This is a genomic window from Kluyvera ascorbata ATCC 33433, assembly GCF_000735365.1.
Classification (GTDB): Bacteria; Pseudomonadota; Gammaproteobacteria; order Enterobacterales; family Enterobacteriaceae; genus Kluyvera; species Kluyvera ascorbata.
In genome coordinates this window covers 1-26871 of sequence record NZ_JMPL01000057.1, presented here as the reverse complement: position 1 = coordinate 26871, position 26871 = coordinate 1, and the positions used below count along the sequence as shown (strand labels likewise).

26 protein-coding genes and 1 pseudogene are annotated in these 26871 nt (G+C 58.5%); 9 read left to right on the top strand and 18 right to left on the bottom strand.

Going from position 1 to position 26871, the window contains the following annotated elements:
- Window positions 1-61 precede the first annotated feature (61 nt).
- The 5 genes from phnV to phnR form a co-directional block, all read right to left on the bottom strand.
- Window positions 62-859 (bottom strand): 2-aminoethylphosphonate ABC transport system, membrane component PhnV, encoded by a 798-nt coding sequence (gene phnV / locus GKAS_RS14270; protein WP_035895050.1) that lies wholly within the window; start codon window positions 857-859, stop codon window positions 62-64.
- Window positions 860-861: 2 nt separating this feature from the next.
- A complete protein-coding gene (phnU, locus tag GKAS_RS14265; RefSeq protein ID WP_035895048.1) occupies window positions 862-1722 on the bottom strand; it encodes a 2-aminoethylphosphonate ABC transporter permease subunit in 861 nt (286 codons plus the stop codon).
- Between the two features lie 2 nt (window positions 1723-1724).
- Entirely contained in the window at window positions 1725-2834 is a 1110-nt protein-coding gene (gene phnT, locus GKAS_RS14260) for a 2-aminoethylphosphonate ABC transport system ATP-binding subunit PhnT (protein WP_035895046.1), read from the bottom strand.
- A 5-nt stretch (window positions 2835-2839) separates the two neighbouring features.
- Complete coding sequence (phnS, locus tag GKAS_RS14255; RefSeq protein ID WP_035895044.1) at window positions 2840-3853, bottom strand: 2-aminoethylphosphonate ABC transporter substrate-binding protein; 1014 nt, start codon at window positions 3851-3853, stop codon at window positions 2840-2842.
- A 168-nt stretch (window positions 3854-4021) separates the two neighbouring features.
- Entirely contained in the window at window positions 4022-4741 is a 720-nt protein-coding gene (gene phnR / locus GKAS_RS14250; RefSeq protein ID WP_035895042.1) for a phosphonate utilization transcriptional regulator PhnR, read from the bottom strand.
- 141 nt (window positions 4742-4882) lie between these two features.
- Between phnR and phnW the strand changes: the two genes are divergently transcribed.
- Together phnW and phnX are read left to right on the top strand one after the other, a co-directional pair.
- The gene (gene phnW / locus GKAS_RS14240) at window positions 4883-5986 is read left to right on the top strand and encodes a 2-aminoethylphosphonate--pyruvate transaminase (RefSeq protein WP_035895041.1); all 1104 of its coding nucleotides are present in this window, start codon (window positions 4883-4885) and stop codon (window positions 5984-5986) included.
- A gap of 9 nt (window positions 5987-5995) precedes the next feature.
- On the top strand, window positions 5996-6805 hold the full coding sequence (gene phnX, locus GKAS_RS14235; RefSeq protein WP_035895040.1) for a phosphonoacetaldehyde hydrolase: 810 nt from the start codon (window positions 5996-5998) through the stop codon (window positions 6803-6805).
- Between the two features lie 129 nt (window positions 6806-6934).
- On the opposite strand, the gene nepI is transcribed toward phnX, so the two are convergent.
- The 5 genes from nepI to GKAS_RS14210 form a co-directional block, all read right to left on the bottom strand.
- Window positions 6935-8119, bottom strand: a complete 1185-nt coding sequence (nepI, locus tag GKAS_RS14230) for a purine ribonucleoside efflux pump NepI (RefSeq protein WP_035895038.1) — start codon at window positions 8117-8119, stop codon at window positions 6935-6937.
- Window positions 8120-8203: 84 nt separating this feature from the next.
- Entirely contained in the window at window positions 8204-8503 is a 300-nt protein-coding gene (locus tag GKAS_RS14225) for a helix-turn-helix domain-containing protein (RefSeq protein WP_035895037.1), read from the bottom strand.
- Between the two features lie 9 nt (window positions 8504-8512).
- The gene (locus tag GKAS_RS14220; protein ID WP_035895036.1) at window positions 8513-8854 is read right to left on the bottom strand and encodes a type II toxin-antitoxin system RelE/ParE family toxin; all 342 of its coding nucleotides are present in this window, start codon (window positions 8852-8854) and stop codon (window positions 8513-8515) included.
- A 125-nt stretch (window positions 8855-8979) separates the two neighbouring features.
- A complete protein-coding gene (locus GKAS_RS14215) occupies window positions 8980-9492 on the bottom strand; it encodes an SRPBCC family protein (protein WP_035895052.1) in 513 nt (170 codons plus the stop codon).
- A gap of 114 nt (window positions 9493-9606) precedes the next feature.
- Window positions 9607-10059 carry a DUF1198 family protein gene (locus tag GKAS_RS14210; protein WP_035895033.1) on the bottom strand — a complete coding sequence of 151 codons (453 nt, stop codon included), beginning with the start codon at window positions 10057-10059 and terminating at the stop codon, window positions 9607-9609.
- Window positions 10060-10164: 105 nt separating this feature from the next.
- On the opposite strand from GKAS_RS14210, the gene GKAS_RS14205 reads away from it, so the two are divergent.
- The gene (locus GKAS_RS14205; protein ID WP_035895032.1) at window positions 10165-11067 is read left to right on the top strand and encodes a LysR family transcriptional regulator; all 903 of its coding nucleotides are present in this window, start codon (window positions 10165-10167) and stop codon (window positions 11065-11067) included.
- Between the two features lie 43 nt (window positions 11068-11110).
- On the opposite strand, the gene uhpT is transcribed toward GKAS_RS14205, so the two are convergent.
- The 7 genes and pseudogenes from uhpT to ivbL form a co-directional block, all read right to left on the bottom strand.
- Complete coding sequence (gene uhpT, locus GKAS_RS14200; RefSeq protein WP_035895031.1) at window positions 11111-12502, bottom strand: hexose-6-phosphate:phosphate antiporter UhpT; 1392 nt, start codon at window positions 12500-12502, stop codon at window positions 11111-11113.
- 138 nt (window positions 12503-12640) lie between these two features.
- The gene (gene uhpC, locus GKAS_RS14195) at window positions 12641-13960 is read right to left on the bottom strand and encodes an MFS transporter (RefSeq protein WP_035895029.1); all 1320 of its coding nucleotides are present in this window, start codon (window positions 13958-13960) and stop codon (window positions 12641-12643) included.
- 9 nt (window positions 13961-13969) lie between these two features.
- On the bottom strand, window positions 13970-15472 hold the full coding sequence (gene uhpB, locus GKAS_RS14190; RefSeq protein WP_035895028.1) for a signal transduction histidine-protein kinase/phosphatase UhpB: 1503 nt from the start codon (window positions 15470-15472) through the stop codon (window positions 13970-13972).
- Window positions 15472-16062 carry a response regulator transcription factor UhpA gene (gene uhpA, locus GKAS_RS14185; protein ID WP_035895027.1) on the bottom strand — a complete coding sequence of 197 codons (591 nt, stop codon included), beginning with the start codon at window positions 16060-16062 and terminating at the stop codon, window positions 15472-15474. The genes uhpB and uhpA overlap by 1 nt, the downstream gene beginning before the upstream one ends.
- Window positions 16063-16135: 73 nt before the next feature.
- Window positions 16136-16426: an acetolactate synthase small subunit gene (ilvN, locus tag GKAS_RS14180; protein WP_035895026.1), complete on the bottom strand. Its 291-nt coding sequence runs from the start codon at window positions 16424-16426 to the stop codon at window positions 16136-16138.
- 3 nt (window positions 16427-16429) lie between these two features.
- Window positions 16430-18032, bottom strand: a pseudogene (gene ilvB / locus GKAS_RS14175) (acetolactate synthase large subunit).
- 190 nt (window positions 18033-18222) lie between these two features.
- The gene (ivbL, locus tag GKAS_RS24870; RefSeq protein ID WP_072011409.1) at window positions 18223-18321 is read right to left on the bottom strand and encodes an ilvB operon leader peptide IvbL; all 99 of its coding nucleotides are present in this window, start codon (window positions 18319-18321) and stop codon (window positions 18223-18225) included.
- A gap of 220 nt (window positions 18322-18541) precedes the next feature.
- Here ivbL and GKAS_RS14170 point away from each other — a divergent pair, with 220 nt between their 5' ends.
- Window positions 18542-19375, top strand: a complete 834-nt coding sequence (locus GKAS_RS14170; protein ID WP_035895025.1) for a DMT family transporter — start codon at window positions 18542-18544, stop codon at window positions 19373-19375.
- A 175-nt stretch (window positions 19376-19550) separates the two neighbouring features.
- Window positions 19551-20735 carry a multidrug efflux MFS transporter EmrD gene (gene emrD / locus GKAS_RS14165; protein WP_035895023.1) on the top strand — a complete coding sequence of 395 codons (1185 nt, stop codon included), beginning with the start codon at window positions 19551-19553 and terminating at the stop codon, window positions 20733-20735.
- Window positions 20736-20832: 97 nt separating this feature from the next.
- Here the strand turns inward: emrD and dsdC are convergent, their stop codons facing one another.
- Entirely contained in the window at window positions 20833-21759 is a 927-nt protein-coding gene (dsdC, locus tag GKAS_RS14160; RefSeq protein WP_035895021.1) for a DNA-binding transcriptional regulator DsdC, read from the bottom strand.
- Window positions 21760-21986: 227 nt separating this feature from the next.
- Here dsdC and dsdX point away from each other — a divergent pair, with 227 nt between their 5' ends.
- The 4 genes from dsdX to GKAS_RS14140 form a co-directional block, all read left to right on the top strand.
- Window positions 21987-23324, top strand: coding sequence for a D-serine transporter DsdX (gene dsdX, locus GKAS_RS14155; RefSeq protein ID WP_035895020.1), 1338 nt, complete (start codon window positions 21987-21989; stop codon window positions 23322-23324).
- 17 nt (window positions 23325-23341) lie between these two features.
- Window positions 23342-24664 (top strand): D-serine ammonia-lyase, encoded by a 1323-nt coding sequence (dsdA, locus tag GKAS_RS14150; protein WP_035895019.1) that lies wholly within the window; start codon window positions 23342-23344, stop codon window positions 24662-24664.
- 200 nt (window positions 24665-24864) lie between these two features.
- Window positions 24865-26136 carry an MFS transporter gene (locus GKAS_RS14145; RefSeq protein WP_035895018.1) on the top strand — a complete coding sequence of 424 codons (1272 nt, stop codon included), beginning with the start codon at window positions 24865-24867 and terminating at the stop codon, window positions 26134-26136.
- Window positions 26136-26871: BNR repeat-containing protein (locus tag GKAS_RS14140; RefSeq protein WP_210436380.1), on the top strand; the 736-nt coding region annotated here is incomplete at its 3' end. The genes GKAS_RS14145 and GKAS_RS14140, both read left to right, overlap by 1 nt.

The window sequence follows — 26871 nt, the reverse complement described above, 5'->3', positions numbered from 1 at the left end:
CCTGCCGAGCTAATCAGCGGCACCAATATGCTCCCTCTCCCTTTTTAAGGGTAGAGGTTTTTTATTTCTGCCCCAACCGCTTCGCCACGCGCTCCAGCTTCATCATCAACAGCAGCGTCATTGCCACCAGCACAATGGTCAGCGCCGCGCCGTCGGCGATATTGCCGCGATCGGTCAGGCTAAAAATAGCCACCGGCAGCGTGGTCCAGCCCGGCGGGTAAATCATCATCGTCGCGCCCAACTCCCCCATCGATAGCGACAGACTCAACGCCAACGCCGACACCATCCATGGCATCAGCAACGGCAGCGTGACGTGGCGCAGGCGATACCATGGCGATGCGCCAAGACTTGAAGCGACGTTTTCAATATCCGCAGAAACCCGCGCCAGCCCAGTGGAAACGTTGCTAAAGGTGAACGCGGAGATCAGCACAAAGTGCGCCACCAGCACAATCCACAGCGTACCGTTCATCTGCAGCGGCCCCTGGCTGAAGGCCACCAGAATGCCAAGTCCGACGGAGACCGAAGGAATGGCGCTCGGCAAGTAGAACAGCATACTCAGCCCCTTTTGCACCTTACCGCCGTACTGGCGCAGAGCCAGCGCCGCCCAGACGCCGCATAGCAGCGCAAACAGGCTGGCGCAAAAACCGATAATCAGGCTGGCGAGCAGCGCATCCCACGCCGCGCCGCGAAAGGCATTCACAAAGTGGTTCAGCGTGAAGCCGCTCGGCAGAATGCCGTTCCACTGCTGGCTCAGGCTGGACATTAAAATCACCGCCAGCGGCAGGAAAAAGAAGACGCTGGCAAGCGTGGTAGCCACTATGCCTGCCGCGACGCGCCCTTTGCGCGACCAAATCAACATGGTTAACCCCTTACGCCCGTGCGCGCGGCCGCCAGGCGATAGAGCGAGAACAGCCCCAGCGACAGCACAATGTTAATCAACGCGATCATACAGGCGACGCTGTAGTCAGATTCCAGAATCGCTTTGCTGTAAACCATCATCGGCAGCGTATTGACCCCTTTCGCGCCGATAAACAGCACGATGCCGAACTCGTTGGTGGTTAGTAGCAGACACAGACTGCCGCCCGCCATCAGTGCCGGTAGCGCCGCCGGAAAAATCACCTGCGCAATCACCCGCAGCGGGTGCGCGCCGAGAATACTGGCCGCCTCAAGCTGGCTTTTATCAATCTGGCGCAGCGCCGCCATCAGCGGACGCATCACCAGCGGCGTGAAGACGGTGATCTCCGCCAGAATCACGCCCTGCATCGAATAGAGGAAATCGACCGGCGGTAGGTCGAAGGCGAACAGATGCATCAGCGTGCCGTTGAGCAGCCCCGCCGAGCCATAAATAAAGGTGAAGGCCAGGGTAATCAGAAACGTGGGCAGCGCGATAAAGGTGTCCACCACCCGACCAATCAGTTCGCTGCCGGGAAATGGGATAAACACCAGAATCAGCGACAGCACGCTGCCCAGTAGCAGACAGCCTGCGGTGGCGGTCAGCGCAATTTGCAGGGTGTTCATCAGTGCGCTGACAAAGCGCCGGGAACCCACCACCTGCCAGAAGGTGTCCAGACCGACGTTGCCGTTGACGTCGCGCAGCGCCTGCTCGACGATAAGCGACAGAGGCCAGAAGAACAGCGTGGTCAACACCAGCAGCGGCAACAGCAGCCATAACATTGGGCGCAGGTTGGGCAGCGGTTTGGTCTGGGTCAGAGAGAGCGACATCGTTATACCTCAATCAAAACCGCATCATCGGGTTCAAACCACAGTGCCAGCTTATCGCCGGGCTTCGGCAGCGGGTCCACGTGCGTCAGGACGATACGCACCGCTTCACCCGCCACATCGCACAGCAGATGGGTGAGATCGCCCTGCCAGTGCAGCGATTGCAGCGTGGCGTTAAAGCGGTTGCTGGCGGCGGAGCGCGGCGTCAGGCTCAGGTGCTGTGGGCGAATGCACAGCAGCTTGTTATAGCCGTGGTGGCTGCCCTGGCTGAAGGCGCGGATTACCGTGCCGCCGCAGCTCACGTCCACCAGCCCTGGCGCATCCGTGATGCCCAGCGCCGTGGCGGAGAGAATATTGGCGCGCCCTAAAAACTCGGCGGCAAAGCGATTCGGCGGATGACGATACAGCGCGCGGGTTTCGCCGTGGGCGATCATCGAGCCGTCCTTCATGATGCCGATTTTATCCGCCAGGGTGAGCGCTTCGGTCTGGTCGTGGGTGACGTAGAGAATGGTGAGTTCCGGCAGTTCACGGTGCAGGCGGGCAATTTCTTCCACCATGTTGTGGCGAATCTGCGCGTCCAGCGCCGAGAGCGGTTCATCCAGCAGCAGCACCCGTGGGCGCACAGCAATGGCGCGGGCAATTGCCACGCGCTGCTGCTGGCCGCCGGAAAGCTGATGCGGATAACGGGTGGCGTAATCGCTCATGCCGACCGTTTTCAGCGCCTGGGTCACGCGTTCATTAATCAGCGCCTTGGGCTGCTTTTGTGCCCGCAGGCCGAAGGCGACGTTATCTTCCACCTTCATATGCGGGAACAGCGCGTAGTTCTGCACCACCATCGCCAGCCCGCGCTTGTAAGGCGGAAGCTGGGTCACATCCGTATCGCCGATAAGAATGCGACCGCCCGCAGGCTGGACAAAGCCCGCCACCGCGCGCAGCACCGTGGTTTTTCCGGAGCCGGAAGGGCCAATCAGCGCCAGTACTTCGCCGGGTTCAATCGTCAAAGAGAGCGGTTTAAGCACCACATTACCGTGGTACGCCACACGCAGCGAGTCGAGGACTATCCCCGAGGTCCCCTGCATGGCAGGGGTCGGAATGGCGGTCGTTTTCATCAGCATCAGACTTACTCGCTATCGGTCACTTTATGCCAGCGGGAGATGTCTGCCGACAACGAGACAGCAACGTCATCCCAGTTTGGCTGCCAGCTCTGCACGCCCGCCATCGCGGCGGTTGCCGCTTTGTAGTGGTCGTCGCTCGGCGTCACGTCGCTACGCACAGGCATCCCCCAGGAGAGTGCGCTGACGCTGGTTTGCGCCTCTTTACTCAGCAGGAAATTAATCAGCTTTTTGCCGTTTTCACTCTCCGGCGCGCCCTGGACTAAGCCAACCACGTACGGGATAGCCAGCGCGCTGCGCTCGCCTTTGTCGTTTGCCGGCCAGAAGATTTTCACGTTCGGGTTACGTTCCATCTGCGCGAGGTTCATCTGCAGGTCGCCGTTTGCCACATACAGTTCGCCTTTATTGACCAGCGCGGTCAGCTTGCCGGTAGAGGCAGATGGCCCGACGTTGTTGGCCTGTAGCTTGCCGAGGTAATCAAACCCGGCGTCTTTGCTGCCGAAGCTGTGGAAGGCTTGCAGCATCACCGCCGTGCCGTCAGCGGCCTGGCCTGGGGTGGAGTACTGCAGTTTGTTTTTGAACTGGCCGTCGAGCAGGCTCTGCCAGGTGGCCGGGGCGGTTTTCAGCACCTTGCCATTGTAGATAAAGCTCAGGTAGTTCTTCACCAGCGGCGAATAGAAGTCGTTGGCATCCGGAATCGCACTGGCGGCGTCGGTTTTAAAACTCGCCAGCAGTTTTTCAGACGCGGCGCGCTGAATGAACGGCGGCGCAGTCACCAGCACGTCGGCCTGCGGGTTGGTGCGCTCTTTCGCCAGGCGCTCAACCACCACGCCGCCGCCGCCTTCAACGTAGCGTACGGTAATGCCGGTCGCTTTGGTGAACGCGTCGAACTGCGCCTGATACCAGCTGTTGTCGCCATCGTGCAGCCCGTCGATGGAGTAAACCGTAACCACCGATTCCGCCCATGTCGGGGCGCTGGCGAGAGCGAAAACAGACAGCAGAGCAAGTCGGGAAAGTTTCATCGTGTTAGCCTCATAGCGTGCGTTTTGTGTTTCTGGCCTATACCAGATTTGCTTTTTACGCTAAACGGCTTTTGTGACAATACGATGAAGGATTTGTTGATAGACGAATCGGTAGGATCGTTTGTAGGCCGGATAAGGCGCGCAGCGACGCCATCCGGCAAGCAGCGGCTAGTGGGTATCCACCTCAATACGCAGGCTATCGTGACGCCAGTATTCGATATCCAGATCGAGCACGCGCCCGTGCTGATCGTAGTTTAGACGGCGCAGCAACAGCGCCGGGCGCCCTTCCATCACCCCCAGTGCCTGCGCGGCCTGCGCTGGCATCGCGGTCGGGTAGAACGACAGGTGCATGCTGGTATAGACAAGGTTGTAGTGCGATTCGTACACCTCGGTCAGGCTGCCGTTGAGATCGTACTGCAACAGCTCCGGCACGCGGGCGGGCAGACAGTGGTTTTCGCTGTAGCAGACCGCGCGACCGTCGGCGTAGCGCAGACGGGTCAGCAGGTAGATCTGATCAAACGGCTGGAGCTGCAACGGCTCCATCGCCTCTACCGGCACGGTAGTCAGCACGCCGCTCAACAGCGCCGTTTTCGGCTCACGGCCCTGCTCACGGCATAGCTTGTGGAAGTTGGTGTTCTGGGTCGGGTCCAGCCACAGGCGTTCCGGGGTGACAAACCAGCCGCGACGGTCAGCGCGCCAGATAAGCCCGCTGGCCTCCAGCTGCGCCAGGCTTTCGCGAATGGTAATACGCGTGGTGTTGAAGATAGCGCACAGTTCCCGCTCAGACGGCAGCTTATCGCCGCTTTTCAACGCACCGCTCTGGATGCGCGCCTGAAGCTGCGCCTTGATCAACAGGTACTGTGGGACATCGCCCGGAATCGCTTTCATAGTCACTCGCTGTCACTTTTCTCTGCCGCCATTATACAGACGCAGATGAATTTTTTGTTGCAGAGCCATTTTCCCTTTGACCCTTTGCCGAAAAGATCGTCATGATAAATGCAAATCTGGTATAGACCAAAGGTAAATAACATGACTTCGCGTAACTATCTGCTGCTGACCCCTGGCCCACTGACCACCTCTCGCACCGTGAAGGAAGCGATGCTGTTCGATAGCTGCACCTGGGACGATGATTACAATATCGGCGTGGTGGAATCTATCCGCCAGCAGTTGACCGCGCTGGCGACGGCCGCTGAAGGCTACACCTCCGTGCTCCTGCAAGGCAGCGGCAGCTACGCCGTGGAAGCGGTACTAGGCAGCGCGCTCGGCAAGCAGGACAAGGTGCTGATTGTCAGCAACGGTGCCTACGGTGCCCGTATGGTGGAGATGGCGGGGATGATGGATATCGCCCATCACGCCTATGACTGCGGCGAAGTTTCCCGCCCGGACGTACAGGCGATCGCTGAGATCCTCAAGGCCGACCCGGCGATCACCCATATCGCGATGGTGCACAGCGAAACCACCACCGGGATGCTCAACCCGATTGACGAAGTCGGCGCGCTGGCTCGTCAGTACGGCAAAACCTACATTGTGGATGCGATGAGTAGCTTCGGCGGTATTCCGATGGACATTGCCGAGCTGAATATCGATTTTCTGATTAGCTCTGCCAATAAATGCATTCAGGGCGTGCCGGGCTTTGCCTTCGTGATTGCCCGCGCGGACAAGCTCGCCGCGTGCAAAGGCCGCTCCCGCTCGCTATCGCTGGATCTCTACGCCCAGTGGCGCTGCATGGAAGATAACCACGGCAAATGGCGCTTCACCTCACCAACCCACACCGTACTGGCGTTTGCTCAGGCGCTGAAAGAGCTGGCGGAAGAAGGCGGCGTGGCAGCGCGTTATCAGCGCTATCAGCAAAACCAGCGCAGCCTGGTTGCCGGTATGCGGGAACTGGGCTTTACCACCCTGCTGGACGATGCGCTGCATTCGCCGATCATCACCGCGTTCTATTCACCCGAGCACCCACAATACCGCTTTAAAGAATTTTATAGCCACCTGAAAGATCAGGGGTTTGTTATCTATCCTGGCAAGGTGTCACAGAGCGACTGCTTCCGTATCGGCAACATTGGCGAAGTGTACGGCACCGATATCGCCGCCCTGCTGACCGCCGTTCGCCATGCGATGTACTGGACAAAATAAGGAGCCATCATGAACCGCATTAACGCTGTTATTCTCGATTGGGCGGGTACCACCGTCGATTTTGGCTCTTTCGCACCAACGCAGATTTTTGTCGAGGCTTTTCGTCGCGCGTTTGGCGTGGAGATAACGCTTGCCGAAGCACGCGTGCCGATGGGGCTTGGCAAGTGGCAACATATTGAAGCGCTGGGCAAACTGCCGTCCGTCGATGCCCGCTGGCAGGCAAAGTTTGGCCGTGCCATGAACGCGGCGGATATCGATGAGATTTATGCCACCTTTATGCCGCTGCAAATTGCCAAAGTTGTCGATTTTTCCGCACCGATCGCCGGGGTTATCGACACGATTGCGGCACTGCGTAACGCCGGTATCAAGATTGGCTCCTGCTCCGGCTACCCGCGTGCGGTAATGGAACGCCTGGTGCCTGCCGCCGCCGAGCACGGCTACGCGCCGGATTGTTGGGTCGCCACCGACGATCTCGCGGCGGGCGGGCGTCCGGGGCCGTGGATGGCGCTGCAAAACGTGATTACGCTGGGTATCGATGCGGTCAGCCACTGCGTGAAGGTAGATGATGCCGCGCCGGGCATTACCGAAGGGCTTAACGCCGGGATGTGGACCGTGGGTCTTGCGGTATCGGGCAATGAGTTCGGGGCGACGTGGGAAGAGTATCAGGCGATGCCTGTTGCAGAGATTGCCACCCGCCGCGAGCATGCGGCCAGCAAGCTGTATGCCGCCGGGGCGCATTACGTGGTGGATTCGCTGGCGGATTTACCGGGCGTAATTGCCGAGATTAATGCGCGTCTGGCAAAGGGCGAACGCCCATAAACAGGTAACATCTGCGCCGTTCCCGGCGGCGCTTCGCTTGGCCGGGCTACATGGATGAGCCGGTAGCCCGGGCGAGGCATTTATGCCGACCCCGGGGAGGCACCCGGGCCTCATCCGGCAATAGCATGGTTATTTAATCCGCACTTTCACCGTCACCAGCAGCGCGGTCAGCAGCATCAGCGCCCCGGAAATCATCAGCGGCGACGTCAGCCCCAGACGATCCAGCGCCAAACCGCCAATCGCCGCGCCGCAGGTATTCGCCAGCTGGATAACCGCCACCTGGATCGAACCGGCTTTCTCTGCCTGGTCGGCCAGCGAACGGGTGATCCACGTCGACCAACCTACCGGCACCAGCGCGAACGCTAACCCCCAGATAATGGCAATACCTGCCGCCACCGCCTTTTCGCTTCCCCATAGCGCCAGCGCCAGCGCACTTAGTGCCAGAATCAGCGGCGCACCGGCCAGCGCCAGCTTAACCGAATGCTTAAGGATAACCGCCGAGAATGAGGTGCCGACAAAGCTGGCAATCCCGAAGCTCAGCAGGACTAAGGTCAGACCATCCACGCCAAATCCCGCCAGATTCATATAGATTGGGCGAATATAGGTGAAGAAGGCGAACTGCCCGGCAAAGGACATGAAAATGGCGATCATCCCCGCCATAACGCCGGGGCGTTGCAGCAGGCTAAACATATTCTGCTTCTGGTGCGCCGGTTCACCCGGCAGCGACGGCAGTGCTTTCAGCACCCAAAAGATGCACAGTACGCCCATCACCGCCGCGGCATTAAACACGTTGCGCCAGCCAATAATGCCGCCTAGGAAGCTGCCGAGCGGTGCGGCAATCACCAGCGCGATAGAGACCGCGCCAAAGATAACCGACAGCGCTTTCGGCACCGTACGCGCCGGTACCAGCCGCATCGTCAGCGAAGCCGACATCGCCCAGAACCCGCCCAGCGCCAGACCCAGACAGGCGCGGCCCATCAGCAACAGCGTAAACGAGTTAGCAAACGATACCAGCAGGCAGGAAAGCGTCAACAGAATGGAGAACAAAATCACCACGTAGCGACGGTCAAGGCTGCCGATAATCTGCGTGACAAACAGGCTGGAGAACATGGCGACAAACGCCGTTACGGTGACCGACTGACCGGCGACACCTTCTGAAATACCCAGGTCTTCCGCCATCGGGGTCAGCAGGCTGACCGGTAAAAATTCCACGGTAATCAGACAGGCCACGCAAAACGCCACGGCAAAAACCGCCGACCAGTTCGGCCGCAGAACGCCCTCTGTGCGGGGCTTCTCTTCACTATGCTCACTCATTTCTTGTTACCTGCGCGGTGTTTTTGCTGAAAGGGTGCGCAGTGTAACATTTTAAGTGTGATGGATTTAACGTTTTGGCAACGGTTAAAGATGAAACGCTATCTTCTTTCCCGTTGGCAGCGTGACATCAATGCTGATCTCACCGCCGAGTGCAGCGACGTAACGCCTCAGTGTCGACAAGCGAGGATCGTTTTCCGCCTGCTCCATCTTCGCCACGGTGGGCTGTTTTACGCCCATTGCGGCAGCCAACTCCGCCTGAGACAGGTTGAGCTCTTCACGCAACATGCTTAACGTGACGGTCTGGCGTAACGCTTCGACTTTTTCAGCAATTCGCGCCTGACTTTCCGGGCTCTGTTTAGCCATTAGCTCTTTAAGGGTCGCCATCATTACTCCTCACTTATTCAGGTGCTTACGGTACTCGGCGTCAGCAAGTTTGATCATCTCTTTATAAAACCGTCTTTCGTTTAATCCTGTTTTATCTCCTGCACATAGCACGATGGCGCAGCGAGAAGGATCAAACGCAAAAAAGGCCCGAATGGGATTTCCCTGATGCTGTATACGAAGCTCTTTCATATTTGAAAAAGCGGAGCCATTAACCGTATCCGCAAACGGGCGCGACAACTGCGGTCCGTACTCGGATAAAATCACCATCGCTGCAAGCACATCTTCCCTCAAGGCTTCGGCCTGTTCCTCAAACCAACTGTCGAAAACATCCGTTGTTTCCACCGACCACATCTGCGATCCCTCATAGCCAATAAGCTATCAATAAATTATAGCTTACTGGCTATTAAAACAAGACCTGTCTCTACCCGATCGTTGCTTACCGGGTGGCGGCTTCGCCTTATCCGGCACCCACCAACTCACTCCCCGCGCGCCGATTTCACCAGCCCGGTAATCCACTCTTGATGGCCGTTGATCATCGGGTTCGGCACGGTACGCGCCAGCTCCTGCGCCGGGACGCCAACCTGTGATTCCTGGGTCAGGATGCGTACGCGGTTGCCGGGAAGGTCTTCGAACAGCCAGGCGTGGATCACGTCCAGACGGGTCGTTGCGTCGCCTTCCGCCCAGCCGTGCCAGGCTATGCGCGCGGCTTCACCGTCGACCGGTGGGACGTATTCAGTTATCTGTGCTTCAATTGGGAAGCCGAAAGTCGAGAAACGAAAGCGGGCGTTAGCGCTCAGCATCGGGCCGCTGCCGTCGTGAAAATGAATATCCGCTACGTTGCTGTAGTAGGTTGGCCACAGCGTGGTGTCGTCAAGCTGTGCCCAAATCTGTTTGGCGGTCAGGCCGCTGACGATGATTTCGTTAGAGGCAAAGTTGTCGGTGGTGCCCGGCAGATAGCCTTCCGGCCAGACGATTGCGCTTTGCTGCATGGACTGTTTCATGATGAACCTCGTGAATGATTATGTTGACGAGGTAAATCATGCGCTCGGGAGTGATATAAATATAATCATCAATATTGATAAACAACATCACTCAATGTGATATCAATGCAGCCAATGCACGCCGTTTTCATCATGGAACAGCGCGTTATAGCGGTACTGGAAGGCGTTCAGCTCGCTGATTTCCGGCTCCAGCTCGCGCAGGAAGCTCAGCGCCAGGCGAACCTGGGCGTCGGTAATCGGTGCCGCCAGACGGGCCTTTTGCAGCCGTCGGTGCCAGCTCAGCATGTTGGATTCGCTGCCGTCGACAATACACACCTGCCAGATAAGCAGCATCTGCGCCGCGTTCTGCAAATGCGCTTCGTTCGGCCGCTCCAGATAGTGTAAATATTCTTCGCCCTGCGCTTTCCCTAGCTGGTCTACCATCGACTCCACCGGCTCTGGCGTAATGCCGAGCCGCTCACTGAGACGGCGAATTGCCCGTCGGGAACTTGAGGTCAGGATCCGAAATCCTACAACAAACACCACCACCAGGGTGGCCAGAATCAACCAGATCATGCACGCTCTCACCTTAGCTAAACCCCGACATAATAATGGGATTTCGCGCCCTGTCGATATTCGAACATGCCATAATGTGCGTTACCTCCCTGAAGGAAGCCGCCGATGAAACCGGATCTCAGAACCCTCGACCTCAACCTGCTGAAAACGCTGGATGCGCTGCTCGATGAACGCAGCGTAACGCGAGCGGCCGCGCGGCTGTCGCTGACCCAGCCCGCCGTCAGCGGGATGTTGACCCGACTGCGGGATAATTTTGGCGATCCGCTGTTTATCCGCGCCCCGCACGGCATGGTGCCGACGCTGCGCGCCCAGCAGTTGGCACCGGTGGTCAAACAGATCCTGAACGATATCAACACGCTGCTACAGCCAGCCCGGTTCGACCCGCTTACCGCCGACTTCACCTTCACCCTCGCCGCCACCGACTACGCGCTGAAAGCGGTGGTGGTGCCGTTTATCGCCGCGCTGAAGGTGCGCGCGCCGAATATTCGCGTACGGGTGATTCCCGTTGAACCGGAGCGGCTGACCGCACAGTTTGAGCAGGGGAAAATCGACCTCGCGCTGCTGACCCCCAGCACCACGCCGGGCGACCTGCACAGCCGCACGCTGTATGAGGAACGTTATGTCTGCATGCTGCGCGCCGACCATCCCGATGCCCGCGCACCGCTGAGTCTCGACCGTTTTTGCGCGCTGGAGCATATTCTGGTCTCTTACGAGGGCGAGAGTTTCTGGGGCGTGACCGACGACGCACTGGCAAAAGTCGGCCGCAAACGCCGGGTAGGGCTGTCGGTGAGCAGCTTCCTGGTGCTGCCGGAAGTGCTGGCCGTCAGCGAAATGATTGCCGTCGTGCCGAGCCGTCTTGCCAGCGCGCGCGCGTCAATCTGTGTGCAGGAGCCGCCGGTGGCGATTCACGGCTTTACCAAAAGCATGGCCTGGCACGAGCGTACACATCGCGACCCGGCGCAGCAGTGGCTGCGTGAATTGCTGCATGAGACCAGCCAGCAGGCATAAAAAAGCCCGGTGCAGAACCGGGCAAAGAAGTTACCAAACACACTTACGCCATTTTTAACTGCTGAATCTTCTTCTCACGGCGAATTTTACGTTCTTCAAATACCGCGACGATGGCCATCAGGCAGATACAGCCGATGGCGGCGGTATCCAGCGCGGCGAAGGTGCCCGCCCAGCCGGTGAGGCCGAAGATTGGTGTACCATCGGCAATCATCCCCAGACCCAACTTGGCAAAGCTGTCGCCAATCAGATAGGCAAAGGTGCCTTTGATGCCATCGGCCGCGCCGATCGCTTTTTTAGGAACGAAGCCAACCGCTGCCACGCCAATCAACAGCTGCGGGCCAAAGACCAGGAAGCCGAGGGCAAACAGCGACGCCAGATAGACGTACTGGTTGCTGGCATGCTGGTAAACGCCCAGCGTGGCGATGATTAATGCCAGCGCCACGCAGGCCACCAGCGCACGACGACCGTTGGCGAGGTCGGAGAGCCAGCCCCACAGCAGGGTGCCCACCAGCGCGCCGACTTCAAACAGGGTAAAGCCCTGAATCGCCACCTCTTTAGAGAGCTTCAGCTCCTGGAAGGCGTAGACCGTAGACCACTGGTCAATACCGATACGCACCACGTACAGGAAGATGTTGGAGAAGCACAGCAGCCAGATAACTTTGTTTTTCAGCACGTACTCAACAAAGATCTGCCACTTGGTCATGTCGTTATCTTCGGTCTCTTTGTCCTCTTCACTGATCTCTTCACCGAACAGCTCTTCCGCTTTGCCGAGGCCATAAGATTCCGGGGAGTCGCTACCAAAACGCAGGCCGATAAAGCCAACAATCAGCGCAATAATCGACGGGAAAATAAACATGCCGATGACGTGACCGTCGAACAGAACGTTAGCACCGAACAGCGCCACGCCTGCCGCGCCCGCACCGCCGAGGTTGTGGGAGATATTCCACATGCCGAGGTAGGAACCGCGCTTACGGCGGGGCGTCCACTTGGTGATGGTCGAATAGCTGCACGAGCCGCCGGTACTCTGGAAGAAACCGCTCAGACCGTAGAACGCAATCATCAGGAACAGGCTGGTTGAGCCCGGCCCCATGCTGGCGCTGAAGCCGAGCATACAGATGGCGGAGAGGATCAGCATCAGCGGCAGGAACTGCTTGGTGTTCTTACCGTCGGCATAGTAGGAGACCAGCGTTTTACCCACGCCGTAGGTGATGGAGAAGCCGAGGCCAATCATCCCGAGCTGGGTCATGCTCAGCCCGTAGGTGGAGATCATGTCGTTCTGCGCGATGTTAAAGTTCTTACGAATCAGATACATCGTCAGGTAGCCGATAAAGACCACCAGATAGGACTGCATGAACGGTTTGAACCACATTTTACGCCGCACTTCGAGCGGCAGATCCAGGGTCGGCTTGCGCACCTGGTTTAAGAAGGCCAGCATGGGTATCTCCTGATTTTTATACCTGCGTGATAGCCGGTATTGTAAAAATCAGCGGCGCGTCTGGCCTGAGACAGCGTCCAGGTGAAACCGGGAAAATTTCCTAGTTTTAGGTCATTCGTCTTAGAAAGGTGAAGCGGGTCACGCTTCTCGCGGCGCCTGGGCGTTTAAGAACGGCAGCAGCAGCAGCGCGGAGATGCCCGCGGCAATGGCGATCACCACGAAAAAGCCCGTCCAGTGCCACACTTCCATCACCTTCGCCAGCGGCCAGCCGGAAAGCGACGCGCCGAGGTAGGCAAACAGCCCGACGAAACCGGTGGCGGCACCCGCCGCCTCTTTGTGCGAGCACTCCGCCGCCGCCATGCCGATCAGCATCTGCGGGCCGAAGACGAAGAAGCCAGTGGTGAAGAAGCACGCCGCCTGCATGACATAGCTGGCAAACGGCATCAGCCACAGCGAGCCGACCGAGAGCAAAATCCCGGCGGCGAAGATCAGGTTCATCGGCCCACGGTTGCCGTTGAACAGTTTGTCCGAGCCCCAACCCGCCACCAGCGCGCCGATGAAACCGCCCAGCTCAAACATAGTCACCGCGGTATTCGCCGTAACCAGATCAACGCCCAGCGTTTCGGACATGTATAAATTGCCCCAGTCGTTGATCGCCGCGCGCACCACGTACACCAGCACATAGCACAGCGACAGCAGCCAGATGTAGGGGTTGAGCAGCACGTAGCGGGTGAAGATCTCTTTGCGCGTCAGCCCGGCCCCTTCCTGCTGTTGGGCTATCTCCAGTTCGTCGTGCCGCCAGTCGCCAATCGGCGGCAGGCCGATGGCCTGCGGACGGTCGCGCAGTCGCCAGCAAAGGAACAGGCCGACCACAATCGCCATGGTTCCCGCGATAGTCATCCCCGCACGCCAGCCGTAGTGCAGCGCCGCCGCGCCCATCACGATAGGGATTAGCGCCCCGCCGACGTTGTGCGCGGTATTCCAGATGGACCACCAGCCGCCGCGCTCGTTGCGTGAGTACCAGGCGGTGAGCAGGCGGGCGCAGACCGGCGCGCCCCAGCCCTGGAAGAAGGCGTTCAGCGCCCACAGCAGGGCGAAGGCCCATAACGAAGTGGAGAAGCCGAACAGAATATTGACCACCCCGGTGGCAATCAGCCCGATCCCCATAAAATAGCGGGCGTTAGAGCGGTCGCTGACGATGCCGGAGATAAACTTCGACAGCCCATAGGTGATGTAAAACAGCGTCGCCAGCAGGCCAATATCGCTGCGGGTCAGCACGCCAGTGGTGAGAATTTCCGGCACCGCGGCGTTGAAGCTTTTACGGGTGAAGTAAAACAGCGCGTAGCCAAGCCAGATGGTCAGCAGGATATGCCGCCGCCAGTAGCGGTACTGGGCATCTACCTCCTGCTTGTCGGTGATGCGCGGGGCGTTAGCCGGAGCCTTGAGAAATTGAAACATCGCCGTTCCTTACACGTAGCGCAGAGGCAAAGAAACACTGACCCGCGTGCCGTGCATGCAGGAAATCGTGAGCGAGCCGCCGAGCGCGGTCACACGCTCGCGCATGCCGGTGAGGCCAAAGCCCTGTTGATTCGACCCCGGCGGCAGGCCGCTGCCGTCGTCTTCCATCACCAGCATCAGCCGTTCATCCTGCTGCCAGCCCTGTAGCGTCACCGCGCTGGCGTTCGCGTGCTTCACAATGTTGTTGAGCCCTTCCTGACAGACGCGGAACAGCGTTACCCGCTGGCTTTCGCTCAGCGTTGACTCATCAATTCGCCAGTCGAGGTGGCTGACGATGCCCCGGCTTTCCAGCTCCATTTCACGCATCAGCGAGCGAATGGCCTGTTCCAATGAGAGGTCGTCGAGCTGGCGCGGGCGCAGCCGACCCAGCAGGCGGCGTACGGCGTCGTAAACGCCCAGCGAAAGCTGCTCAATATGCGCCCCGCTCTGCTTCACGCCCGCGTTCTCCGGGGCCAGACGCTGCACGATCCCGGCCTGAGTGCGAATGGCGGTGATGGTCTGGCCGATATCGTCATGCAGCTCGCGCGCCACGTCGCGGCGTACGCTCTCTTCAGTTTCCAGCAGGCGCTCCGCCAGCCGGTGGTTGCGCGCCAGTTCGTTTTGCAGCGACTGGTTTAGCTCGCGCAGTCGCTGAATGCCCGCGCCGAGCAGCAGCCCGGTCAGGCTTTGCGCCAGCAACGAGAGCAGTAAATCAACGGGGTGATCGTGCCAGGTCTGGCTGGCAATCAGGGCGATGGCGTTCATCAGGGTGGCGATCAGCGCCCCCTGCCAGCCGTAGTGCCAGGCCAGCGCGATAATCGGTAAGGCGAGACAAAACGGGGTAAAGCGCGAAAGTTCTGCGGGCAAACCGAGCTGTAGCCACAGGCTGACGGTAAACAGCAGCAGATACCAGACCAGATGCCGCCCGCGCCAGTTCACCGGCTGCGACACCAGCGCCGGGCCAAGCGGTAGCCAGGTGGTGCTGGTGAGGTAGTGCCAGAACACGAGGCAGATAGGGGCCAGCGTCAGCCCGCCGGTTAAGGTCAGCAGTAAGGCGTTAAGCGCCGCCTCCCCTTGCCATAGCCAGGGTAAAGATTGCAGCAGCGCCGCCGCGGTAAGCGCCGCCCCCTGGAGCAGCAGCGTGCGCCAATCGCGCTGATGGCGATAGCGGGAAATCAGCGCTACCGGCAGCAACGTCAGCGCGCTTCCGGTCATCAATAATAATGCGTGACTCAGCGCCACTTCCTGCGCCAGCCAGTAAATCAGCAGCCACTCTGCGCCCACCAGCACCGGCCAGTAGCCGCGCGGGCATTGCAGCATTAACCCCAGACGCAGGCCGAACGGGAACAGCAGCACCGCCAGCTCCGGACGTTCCACAAGGTGCAGGCTGATACTCCACAGGCAGAACCACGCGGCGGAGAAGATAAAGAAACAGGCGACAACGGTAATACACCGCGAAAAGACGCTATTCATCACCAGCCGTCAAACATGCGGCGCGCCAGCTCAACGTCGTTGCTGACGCCCAGCTTTTCCATCAGGTTAGCGCGATGAACGTGTACCGTTTTCGGCGACAGCCCCAGCTCGGCGGCAATCTCTTTCACCGCCAGGCCCTGCGCCAGCTTTTCCGCCACCTGACGTTCACGCTTGGTCAACGGGTCCTGACGGCCCGCCGCCAGCTTGACGGCGATATCCGGCGTTAAGTAGCAGCCACCGGTCGCCACGGTATGTACCGCCGCAATCAGCTCGTCCGGGCTACAGCGTTTGGAGAGAAATCCGCGCGCGCCCGCGTTCAGCGCCTGCTCGACCAGCGCCGGGCTATCGTGAACGGAGAGCATGATGGTAGCCATGCCTTTCGGCAGTTGGCCGAGCAGCTCAAGGCCGGATATGTCCGGCATGGAGATATCGCAGATACAGACCTGAACGCCGCGCCCCGGTAGCCCCGCCAGCGCTTCGCGCCCGGAACCAAACTCGGCGACCACCTGCAAATCAGGCTCAAGGCCAAGCAGTTGGGCAAAGCCGGAGCGAACGATAGTGTGGTCGTCGATAAGGGCTATGGTGATCATGGGTTTGTCCTGGCGGGTAAAAAAACGCGCCTACCTTAACGATAAGCGCGCGACTGTTCAAGTCTTGAGCGGACTACTCGAAGAAGACGGTTATCTTGTTGAACATCGACGGGTCGGACTGGTTGCGGGTTACTTTCACCACGTCTTCCAGCTTGTCTATCTGGCTAATCATCTGCTCTAGTCGCTGATCGTCGTTGACCAATAGCCAGATGCGGCTCTTATCGCTGTCATGAATCGGTAGACAGAGAATGCCTTCCACGTTGAAGGCGCGACGGGCAAAGAGCCCGCAGACGTGGGTCATTACGCCCGGGTGGTTGCGCACGGTGAGTTCCAGAATAACGTTGTCATGAGTCTGTTGTTGCATGGCTTATTCCCCCACCATTTCGGTATTTGCCGCACCCGGCGGCACCATCGGATACACTTTTTCTTCTGCGTCGATACGCACATGAATCAACGCCGGGCCCGGACGATTGATTATCGCCTGCAGCGCCGCCTGCGGGTCTGCTTCATTGTTCAAATCGCAGGTTTCCAGACCGAAACCGGCGGCAATCTGCATAAAGTTAATCATGCCTGGATAGGTGGCGGCAAATACGCCCTGTTTGTAGAACAGGCTCTGCTGCTGGTGTACCAGACCCAGCGCCTGGTTGTTCATCAGGATGATTTTCACATCCAGCTGATTTTCCGCCGCGGTCGCCATCTCCTGAATGTTCATCATCAGGCTGCCGTCACCGGAGAAGCACAGCACTTTTTTTGTCCGGGTTCGCCAGCGCCGCGCCGATGGCCGCAGGCAGGCCAAAGCCCATGGTGCCGAGGCCGCCGGAGGTCAGCCACTGGCGAGGACGGTTCAGCGGGTAAGCCTGCGCCACCCACATCTGGTGCTGACCAACGTCGGTGGTAATAATCGCCTTGTCGTCAACGCAGGCCGCCGCCGCGTTAATCAGGCCGTAGTGGCTGAGCGGGTCGCCTGCTTCAGGAATGGCGCCCGGGAACTCTTGTTGCAGCTCAGCCACTTTACCGCGCCACGCGTCACGCGGCTGGGCGTCAATTTGCGGCAGCAGCTTGGTCAGCACGTCGTCCACGTCCGCCTGAATCGCCACGTGTGCCTGTTTGATTTTACCCAACTCTGCGCGGTCGATATCAACGTGGATAATCTTCGCATTCGGGCAGAACTCCGCCACTTTACCGGTCGCCCGGTCATCAAAACGAGCGCCTAAAACCACCAGCAAATCAGATTGTTGCAGGATGAAGTTGGTGCTACGCGCGCCGTGCATTCCCAACATGCCTAACGACAACGGGTGCGCTTTTGGCAGCATGCCCAGCGCCATCAGGGTCATGGTGGTCGGCAGGTTGGCTTTTTCCGCCAGTTCACGCACGCGTTCCGGCGCGTTGATAACGCCGCCGCCCAGATAGAGCACCGGGCGCTGTGCGGCGTTGATCATCGCCGCCGCTGCGCTCACGCTCTCGGCGCTGAATTCTGGCGTTGCCGCGCGGCCACCGGGTTCCGGCAGTTCGCTGATATCGATTTCCGCGGTCTGAACGTCCTTAGGAATGTCTATCCACACCGGGCCTGGGCGGCCAGACTGTGCAATCCGGAAGGCATCAGCAATAACCTGTGGTAATTCATTGATGTTACGGACTAAGTAGTTGTGTTTGGTGATGGGGATAGAGATACCGTAGGTGTCGACTTCCTGGAAGGCATCGGTGCCGATTAACGAGGAGGCCACCTGACCGGTGATACACACCAGTGGAATCGAGTCGAGGCGCGCATCAGCAATGGCGGTCACCAGGTTGGTGGCGCCAGGGCCGCTACAGGCCATACATACCGCTGGTTTACCGTGGGTACGCGCCATACCCTGGGCAATAAAGCCCGCGCCCTGCTCGTGTCGCGCCAGAATATGACGGATCTGGGTGCTCTGGCTTAAGGCGTCGTACAACGGCAGAACCGTGCCGCCGGGAATGCCGGTGACCATGGTAATACCCTGACGTTCCAGTAAATGAACGATTAATTGCGCGCCGGTAAAACGCGTTGTCTGTGATGTTGTGCCCGAAATTGCCATGCTCCAGTCCTTTCAACTAGGCCGACTATCCGGAGGGGGCTAGAAACTAAAAACCCCGCCCGGTTTGCGCCGGCGGGGTTTGGAATCGTGTGTGTTCCTGACCCTACGGCGCATTGCCGACGACCACCACCACACGCACGACGACCACCGCGGCTGGTAGCGCGGTTTTTAGTAGGGTCGAAGTCAGCATTGATGGGGTCATTAAGGGTCTTCTCTCAATTCGTTTAGTGAATTTATACAAACACAGCTTTTCCGGGCTGACAATGGAAATATTTTCATCCGCACAAAAATGCAGCAAAGATCACATTATCGTGATCAGGGAAATTATCCAGGCTGTCCCATTTATCCCCTATTTCTGGCCTTGGTCACCGCCCGTGGGTTGTGTTAAGTTTTGGTGAAATCTCCCTGAGCAACGCATTATCATGACGCTTTCTGTTTTCTGCATTTTGCTGTTTGCCGCACTTTTACACGCCAGCTGGAACGCCATTGTTAAGGCAGGAAACGACAAACTCTATTCGGCTATCGGCGTCACCGGCTCCGCCGCGCTCATCGCGTTGCTGCTTTTACCCTTTGCGCCTGCGCCCTCGGCCGCCAGCGTGCCGTTTATGGTGGTCTCCACCGTCTTGCAGGTGATTTACACCGTACTGGTGGCGAAGACCTATCAGATTTCCGATATGAGCCAGACCTACCCGCTGATGCGCGGCACCGCGCCGCTGCTGGTAGCAATCATCAGCGTGCTGTTTCTTGGCGACCATCTCTCCACGCTGGCGTGGTGCGGAATCGCGGTTATCTGTACGGCGATCCTCGGCATGGCATTCAATGGCCGAGGTGGTTCGCAACGTGGCGTGATGTTAGCGCTGCTGAACGCCTGGATTATTGCCGGTTACACCCTGATCGACGGCACCGGCGTGCGCCTGTCGGGCACCGCGCTGGGCTATACGCTATGGTCGTTTTTCCTCAATGGCTCCAGCCTGCTGTGCTGGGCGATGATCGCCCGCCGCCGTGAAGCGTCTCGCTATCTGGTGCAGCACTGGAAGAAAGGCGTTCTTGGCGGCATGGGGACCATGGGCTCCTACGGTCTGGCGCTGTGGGCGATGACCCAGGCCCCGCTGGCGGTGGTCGCCGCGCTGCGTGAAAGCTCGATTCTGTTTGGCGCGCTGATTGCCTGGCTGCTGCTCAAAGAACGGGTGGCCGGGCTGCGTCTGCTGGCCGCTGGCGGTATCGCCGCGGGTGCCATTCTGTTACGCCTCTCCTGACTAAACTGGCAACTATTGTTGCCGTTTACGTGTATAAATCCTGCCTGCATCACACATTTCATTTACATGACGTATGATTAAATCGTCACCTCATTGTGGTAGATTCCTCTCGCTTTTAGCGCAATTCCTGGACATTTATTCTTATAAACCTAATTTTTATAAAGTTATCAGCGAAATGAAAAGAGATAGAAACGTCAATATCCTGGTGATGCTGGTGTTGCTCGTCGCCGTCGGTCAGATGGCGCAAACCATTTATATTCCCGCAATTGCGCAGATGGCGAACGACCTGAATGTCCGCGAAGGGGCGGTGCAGAGCGTGATGGCGGCCTATCTGCTGACCTATGGCGTTTCACAGCTGTTCTACGGCCCACTTTCAGACCGCGTGGGTCGCCGCCCGGTGATCCTCGTCGGGATGTCGATTTTTATGCTGGCGACGCTGGTCGCTATCACTACGCACAGCCTGACGGTGCTGATTATTGCCAGCGCGATGCAGGGGATGGGGACCGGCGTGGGCGGCGTGATGGCGCGAACCTTGCCACGCGACCTCTATGAGGGCAGTCAGCTTCGCCACGCTAATAGTCTGTTAAACATGGGGATTCTGGTGAGTCCACTGCTGGCACCGCTGATTGGCGGCGTGCTGGAGACGCTCATCAACTGGCGTGCCTGCTACGGTTTTCTGCTGGTGCTCTGCGCGGGCGTCACCTTCAGCATGGCGCGCTGGATGCCGGAAACGCGCCCGACCGGCGCACCGAAAACGCGGCTTATCAGCAACTACAAAACGCTGTTCGGTAACAGCGGCTTTAACTGCTACCTGCTGATGCTGATTGGCGGCCTGGCCGGTATTGCGGTGTTTGAAGCCAGCTCCGGCGTGCTGATGGGCGGCGTGCTGGGCTTAAGCAGCATGACGGTCAGCATCCTGTTTATTCTGCCGATTCCGGCAGCGTTCTTTGGCGCCTGGTTCGCCGGACGGCCGAAAAAACGCTTCCCGACGCTGATGTGGCAGTCGGTGGTGTGCTGTCTGGCAGCGGGCGTGATGATGTGGATCCCCGGTCTGCTCGGCGTCATGAATATCTGGACGCTGCTGGTCCCTGCGGCGCTGTTCTTCTTCGGCGCGGGGATGCTGTTCCCGCTGGCGACCAGCGGCGCGATGGAGCCCTTCCCGTTCCTCGCCGGTACCGCCGGGGCGCTGGTTGGCGGCCTGCAAAATATTGGTTCCGGCGTGCTGGCCTGGCTGTCGGCGATGATGCCGCAAACCGGGCAGGCCAGCATCGGGCTGCTGATGACGCTGATGGGGCTGCTGATTTTCCTCTGCTGGCTGCCGCTAGCGTCGCGCTTTGCGCATCAGGGCCAGGCGGTGTAATCGCGTCCGACCGTTGCCTGATGGCGCTTCGCTTATCCGGCCTACATTGGGCATGAGTAGGCCGGGTAAGGCGGAGCCGCCACCCGGCGTAAAACGCCTATTTAACCTGCTCCTGAAGCCAACCAATAAACGCCTCAATTTTCGGCCACTGCCTGCCGGGCAGCGTGGTTACGTAATAATGCTGATGACATTTCAGCGCCTTATCACCAAAAGGAGCCACCAGCTCCCCGCTGTCGAGGCGCTTTTGTACCAACCGCTTTCGCCCCATCGCCACGCCGATGTGGTTCATCGCCGCAATCACCGCTAAATCAGAACGATCGAAACCAATGCCAGACGATGTCGGCAAATTCACCGCATACTGCTGCGCCCAGCTGTGCCATTCATCGGTCCCTGAGTCGTTGCTCCACGCCTGTCTGTCGTGCAGCAGCGTACAGTGCGGTAGGTTCACCAGCGAGCCGGTCAGAGCGTAGCGGCGGGCGTATTCCGGGCTGCATACCGGCAGAATTTCTTCATCCATCAGGAAGTGGTGCGCAAGCTGTGCGGAAGGCGCATCGTCAAAATAGAGAGCCAAGTCGACCCCAGCGCGCTGTAAATTGACGTTGTCGTTGCCGGTCAGGATGGTCAGTGAAATGGACGGGTAGCGGCGGGTAAAGTCGCCGAGCGCCGGAACCAGCCAGCACTGGGCGATAGAAGGCCGCGAGTAGACGGTGAGCGTCCCCGAGAGCTCCTGATTCTTGATATCAAGAATCTCCTGGTTGAGCGTATCCAGCGACGATTTCAGCGCCCAGAACACGCGTTTACCTTCGTGAGTGAGCTCTACTTTACGATGCGAGCGGACAAAGAGCTGAATACCCAGCTCCTCTTCCAACTGGTTAATACGGTGGCTGACGGCGCTGGGGCTTAATGACAGTTCATCTGCCGCCAGCGCAAACGACTGATGCCGGGCCGCCACTTCGAAGGTATACAGCTTTGATAGCTGCCAGCCGTTCAGCAGACGATTTCTGCCCTCGCGCAGGGGTTCCATATTCCTCTCCGTATTGCCTGTATTTCGCCGGAGTGTAAAAAAAATCATAGGTAAAATCAGCACAAAGATGAATCAGAATGATTCATGTCGCATAAATCACCGGTAATAAGACGCAAATCACGCCCTTGATTCAATCTGGCTCATGTGAAGGACGATTTATATCGTTTGTCAGCGGGTGCCTTATTTTTGTCCAATAAACCCATATTAATCACAGGGCAAGGTGAGCTATGCACTCTCAGATCTGGGTTGTGAGCACGCTGCTGATAAGCATCGTGTTAATCGTTTTGACCATCGTGAAGTTCAAATTCCACCCGTTTCTGGCGCTGCTGTTAGCCAGTTTCTTCGTGGGGACGATGATGGGCATGGGGCCGCTGGATATGGTCAATGCCATCGAGAACGGCATCGGCGGCACGCTGGGCTTCCTCGCGGCGGTTATTGGCCTTGGGACTATCCTCGGAAAAATGATGGAAGTATCCGGCGCGGCCGAACGCATCGGCCTGACGCTACAGCGCTGCCGCTGGCTTTCCGCCGACGTCATTATGGTGCTGGTCGGGCTGATTTGCGGGATCACGCTGTTCGTTGAAGTGGGCGTGGTGCTATTAATTCCACTGGCATTCTCTATTGCCAAAAAGACCAATACTTCGCTGCTGAAGCTGGCAATCCCGCTGTGTACCGCGCTGATGGCGGTGCACTGCGTAGTACCACCGCATCCGGCGGCGCTGTTCGTGGCTAACAAGCTGGGCGCGGACATTGGCACCGTGATTGTCTACGGTTTACTGGTGGGCTTAATGGCATCGCTAATCGGCGGGCCGCTGTACCTGAAGTTTCTCGGTAATCGTCTGCCGTTTAAGCCAGTACCGGCTGAGTTTTCCGACCTGAAAGTGCGTGATGAAAGCACGCTACCATCGCTGGGCGCGACGCTGTTTACCGTACTGCTACCAATTGGCCTGATGCTGGTGAAAACCGTCGCGGAACTGAACATGGCGAAAGGCAGCACGGTGTATACGCTGCTGGAGTTTATTGGTAACCCGATCACCGCGATGTTTATCGCCGTTTTCGTGGCCTATTACATTCTCGGCCTGCGTCAGCACATCGGTATGGGTGCGCTGCTGACCCACACCGAAAACGGTTTTGGCTCCATTGCTAACATTTTGCTGATTATCGGCGCAGGCGGCGCATTCAACGCTATCCTCAAGAGCAGCGGGCTGGCGGATACCCTCGCGCTGATCCTCTCGAACATGCATATGCACCCGATTCTGCTGGCCTGGCTGGTTGCACTGATTCTGCACGCGGCGGTAGGTTCTGCCACGGTGGCGATGATGGGTGCGACGGCAATCGTGGCACCGATGCTGCCACTCTACCCTAACGTGAGCCCGGAGATCATCGCTATTGCCATCGGTTCTGGCGCTATTGGCTGCACGATCGTCACCGATTCCCTCTTCTGGCTGGTGAAGCAGTACTGTGGTGCCACCCTGAATGAGACGTTCAAATACTATACGACTGCGACATTTATCGCGTCAGTGATTGCACTGGCATGCACATTCCTGCTTTCCTTTATTATCTAAGCGCAAAGAGACTGACTATGGAAAACATTCAAACACTTATCGCCCAGCATCCTTTAGTGGAAGACCTGGTCGCTCTTAAGGAAACGGTCTGGTTTAACCCCGGCACCACCTCTCTTGCGGAAGGTTTACCGTATGTAGGCCTGACCGAACACGACGTTCAGGACGCCCACGCTCGTCTGACGCGCTTCGCGCCGTATCTGGCACAGGCATTCCCGGAAACCGCCGCCACCGGGGGCATTATCGAATCTGAGCTGGCCGCGATCCCGGCCATGCAAAAAAGGCTGGAAAAAGCGTTCGGGCAGCACATTAACGGCGAACTCCTGCTGAAGAAAGACAGTCATTTGCCGATTTCAGGCTCGATTAAAGCGCGGGGTGGCATTTATGAAGTACTGACCCATGCGGAAAAACTGGCGCTGGAAGCCGGTCTGTTGACCACTAAAGACGATTACCGCGTGCTGCTTTCGCCGGAGTTCAAACAGTTTTTCAGCCAGTACAGCATCGCGGTTGGCTCCACCGGCAACCTCGGGATGTCGATTGGCATCATGAGCGCCCGCATCGGCTTTAACGTCACGGTGCATATGTCCGCTGACGCCCGCGCGTGGAAAAAAGCCAAACTGCGCAGCCACGGCGTAACGGTAGTGGAGTACGAAGAAGATTACGGCGTGGCGGTTGAACAAGGTCGTAAGGCGGCGCAGTCCGATCCAAACTGTTTCTTTATCGATGATGAAAATTCCCGCACGCTATTTTTAGGGTATGCGGTCGCCGGTCAGCGTCTGAAGGCGCAGTTTGCGCAGCAGGGACGCGCGGTGGATTCAGACCATCCACTGTTTGTTTACCTGCCTTGCGGCGTCGGCGGTGGCCCTGGCGGCGTGGCGTTTGGCCTGAAGCTGGCATTCGGTGATAACGTACACTGCTTCTTCGCTGAACCGACTCATTCACCGTGCATGCTGCTGGGGATTTACACCGGGCTGCACGATACCATTTCCGTGCAGGATATCGGCATCGATAACCTGACGGCGGCGGATGGGCTGGCGGTCGGTCGCGCCTCGGGCTTTGTCGGCCGGGCGATGGAACGTCTGCTCGACGGTCTTTATACGCTGGATGACCAGACCCTGTACGACATGCTGGGCTGGTTGGCGCAGGAAGAAGGCATTCGTCTTGAACCGTCGGCGCTGGCAGGCATGGCTGGCCCTCAGCACGTTTGCGCCTCCACGGATTACCAGCAGATGCATGGCTTCAGCGCAGAGCAGCTCAATCACGCCACCCATCTGGTGTGGGCGACGGGCGGCGGCATGGTACCAGAAGCCGAAATGGCGCAGTACCTGGCGAAAGGACGCTAAGTCGCGTTAACCTCAAGCAGCATCGCCGCCATTACGCGATGCTGCTGCATGACAATCGTGCCACTTCTCCCCCTATTGTGGCATCTCAGGTCAAAGCGTATTGCCGCACGTCACACTCCTCTCTCCTGCCGCCAACGTTAAGAAATGGCATCGATATACTCCGACCTACCTCGTATCCCTACGATAAACCGGAGAACACAATGCAACAGGCTGAAAAATCGGTCGGCCGCGGCGGTTTTACCCTGCTCATCTGGGTACTGCTTCTGCTCCTCGGCTGCGTGCTGTTTTTCTTTTCGCTCGACCGGCAAATAGTTTCCATCCTCAAAACCACGCTGATGCAGGAGCTGGGGCTCGATAATAGTGATTATTCGGTGCTGATCAGCGCCTTTATGATCCCCTACACTTTCATGTATTTCTTCGTCGGCGGCATCGTCGACCGCTTCGGTAGCCGCTATGTGCTGTGCGCGCTGATGGTGCTGATGTCGATTGCCACGCTCATTACCGGTCTGTCGCACTCGATGACCGGGCTTATTGTCGGGCGCGTGATGCTGGGACTGGCGGAGTCCGGGATCGTACCGGCGCTAACGCTGGCGGTCTTTACCTGGTTTCGCGCCGAGCAGCGCGCCTTCGCCTTCCAGCTCACCAATATTATTCAGTCATTAGGGCTGATTCTTGCGCCACCGTTTGTCGCCTGGGTGACGATATCTACCGGCTGGCGCTGGGCGTTCTTTATTCCAGCAATGGCAGGCGTGGTGGTCGGGGTGATGTGGTATCTCTCCAGCCGTAAAACGCCGCCTGCGGCCGACGACACGGCGCAGGTAAGCGCCGTCAGCGTGCCGCTGGTTGAGCGCTACAAGATGGTGCTGACCTCAAAACCTATCTGGGCGCTGCTGATTGCTCGCTTGCTCACTGATCCGTTCTGGTTCTTCTACCAGTACTGGCAGGTGGGTTTTATGCAGGAAAAAATCGGCCTGACGCTGGCGGAAGTCGGCAAGTTAATGTGGCTGCCGCCGCTGGTTGCCGTGTTTGGTGTGCTCGCGGTCTGCTGGGCCTCTGACCGTCTGGTGGCACGCGGGATGGACGCAACTCGCGCCCGCTTAACCATTATCTGGTCCGTCACCTGTCTGGCACCGCTGGTGTTCCTGCTGCCGTCCATTAGCAACGCCTACGCGGCGGTGGCTATCATGACGGTGATTAACTTTATGTGCACCGCCTGGCTCAGTATGGCCACCATCATGATGGGCGGGCTGGCACCGCGCGTAGCCATCGCCACCGCTATCGGCGTGATGAGCGCGCTGGGCGGGGTGACCTCCATTATCTTTAACGGCTTTGTCGGCACCATTATCGACCACTTTGGTTATTCGATGCCGATTTATGCCGGTGCGACCCTGCATCCTATTGGCGCGCTGGTGCTGGCCGCCTTCTTCCTACGCCGTAAAAAATCGTTTGTTTCTCGTCCGGAGACCGTCTGATGACCGATATCGTTGTTGCGCCCGTGGCTCACGCCTGCGCAGATTTCACCGTACTTTACTGTCTGATTAATCACGGCAATCACCAGTTCGCCGCCTGGTATGACGCAGAACACCGTATCACCGTGGGCCAGCGCGAGCTGCCCGACGGCTCATGGCAGACGTTTCAACCAGAGGGGCTCTGGCTGCCGGAGCGCGAACGTTATTCACATATCACAGAGTTTGATTCGCACAATTATCTGACGATGGCTGTAGATAGCGCCGGATACCTGCATCTTTCCGGCAATATGCACGTGGATCCGCTTATTTACTTCAGAAGCCGCGCGTCGCTGGACGTCACCACCCTGGAGTGCGTGCCGTCGATGACCGGCGAACGCGAAGCGCGGGCCACCTATCCGGTGTTCTTCAAAGACGTGCAGGGCCGCCTGCTGTTCCGCTATCGCGACGGCTGCAGCGGTAATGGCGATGACCTGTACAACATTTTCGACGCCGAGCGTCAGCAGTGGTCGCGCCTGCTGGAGACACCGCTGCTCAACGGAGAAGGCGCACGCAACGGCTACGCCCGCCAGCCGCTGCTGGGGCCGGACGGCTACTGGCATATGGTGTGGATGTGGCGCGAAACGCCGCACTGCGAAACCAACAATAACCTCTCGTACGCACGCAGCCGCGACCTTCAGCACTGGGAAAATCAGACGGCACGCCGCTCACGCTGCCCATTGCCCGTCATCAGGGCGAGAT

Excerpts from the sequence above, each read along its gene's own strand:
- phnV (WP_035895050.1), bottom strand. The coding sequence starts at position 859 with ATGTTGATTTGGTCGCGCAAAGGGCGCGTCGCGGCAGGCATAGTGGCT.
- phnU (WP_035895048.1), bottom strand. The coding sequence starts at position 1,722 with ATGTCGCTCTCTCTGACCCAGACCAAACCGCTGCCCAACCTGCGCCCA.
- phnT (WP_035895046.1), bottom strand. The coding sequence starts at position 2,834 with ATGCTGATGAAAACGACCGCCATTCCGACCCCTGCCATGCAGGGGACC.
- phnS (WP_035895044.1), bottom strand. The coding sequence starts at position 3,853 with ATGAAACTTTCCCGACTTGCTCTGCTGTCTGTTTTCGCTCTCGCCAGC.
- phnR (WP_035895042.1), bottom strand. The coding sequence starts at position 4,741 with ATGAAAGCGATTCCGGGCGATGTCCCACAGTACCTGTTGATCAAGGCG.
- phnW (WP_035895041.1), top strand. The coding sequence starts at position 4,883 with ATGACTTCGCGTAACTATCTGCTGCTGACCCCTGGCCCACTGACCACC.
- phnX (WP_035895040.1), top strand. The coding sequence starts at position 5,996 with ATGAACCGCATTAACGCTGTTATTCTCGATTGGGCGGGTACCACCGTC.
- nepI (WP_035895038.1), bottom strand. The coding sequence starts at position 8,119 with ATGAGTGAGCATAGTGAAGAGAAGCCCCGCACAGAGGGCGTTCTGCGG.
- GKAS_RS14225 (WP_035895037.1), bottom strand. The coding sequence starts at position 8,503 with ATGGCGACCCTTAAAGAGCTAATGGCTAAACAGAGCCCGGAAAGTCAG.
- GKAS_RS14220 (WP_035895036.1), bottom strand. The coding sequence starts at position 8,854 with ATGTGGTCGGTGGAAACAACGGATGTTTTCGACAGTTGGTTTGAGGAA.
- GKAS_RS14215 (WP_035895052.1), bottom strand. The coding sequence starts at position 9,492 with ATGCAGCAAAGCGCAATCGTCTGGCCGGAAGGCTATCTGCCGGGCACC.
- GKAS_RS14210 (WP_035895033.1), bottom strand. The coding sequence starts at position 10,059 with ATGATCTGGTTGATTCTGGCCACCCTGGTGGTGGTGTTTGTTGTAGGA.
- GKAS_RS14205 (WP_035895032.1), top strand. The coding sequence starts at position 10,165 with ATGAAACCGGATCTCAGAACCCTCGACCTCAACCTGCTGAAAACGCTG.
- uhpT (WP_035895031.1), bottom strand. The coding sequence starts at position 12,502 with ATGCTGGCCTTCTTAAACCAGGTGCGCAAGCCGACCCTGGATCTGCCG.
- uhpC (WP_035895029.1), bottom strand. The coding sequence starts at position 13,960 with ATGTTTCAATTTCTCAAGGCTCCGGCTAACGCCCCGCGCATCACCGAC.
- uhpB (WP_035895028.1), bottom strand. The coding sequence starts at position 15,472 with ATGAATAGCGTCTTTTCGCGGTGTATTACCGTTGTCGCCTGTTTCTTT.
- uhpA (WP_035895027.1), bottom strand. The coding sequence starts at position 16,062 with ATGATCACCATAGCCCTTATCGACGACCACACTATCGTTCGCTCCGGC.
- ilvN (WP_035895026.1), bottom strand. The coding sequence starts at position 16,426 with ATGCAACAACAGACTCATGACAACGTTATTCTGGAACTCACCGTGCGC.
- ivbL (WP_072011409.1), bottom strand. The coding sequence starts at position 18,321 with ATGACCCCATCAATGCTGACTTCGACCCTACTAAAAACCGCGCTACCA.
- GKAS_RS14170 (WP_035895025.1), top strand. The coding sequence starts at position 18,542 with ATGACGCTTTCTGTTTTCTGCATTTTGCTGTTTGCCGCACTTTTACAC.
- emrD (WP_035895023.1), top strand. The coding sequence starts at position 19,551 with ATGAAAAGAGATAGAAACGTCAATATCCTGGTGATGCTGGTGTTGCTC.
- dsdC (WP_035895021.1), bottom strand. The coding sequence starts at position 21,759 with ATGGAACCCCTGCGCGAGGGCAGAAATCGTCTGCTGAACGGCTGGCAG.
- dsdX (WP_035895020.1), top strand. The coding sequence starts at position 21,987 with ATGCACTCTCAGATCTGGGTTGTGAGCACGCTGCTGATAAGCATCGTG.
- dsdA (WP_035895019.1), top strand. The coding sequence starts at position 23,342 with ATGGAAAACATTCAAACACTTATCGCCCAGCATCCTTTAGTGGAAGAC.
- GKAS_RS14145 (WP_035895018.1), top strand. The coding sequence starts at position 24,865 with ATGCAACAGGCTGAAAAATCGGTCGGCCGCGGCGGTTTTACCCTGCTC.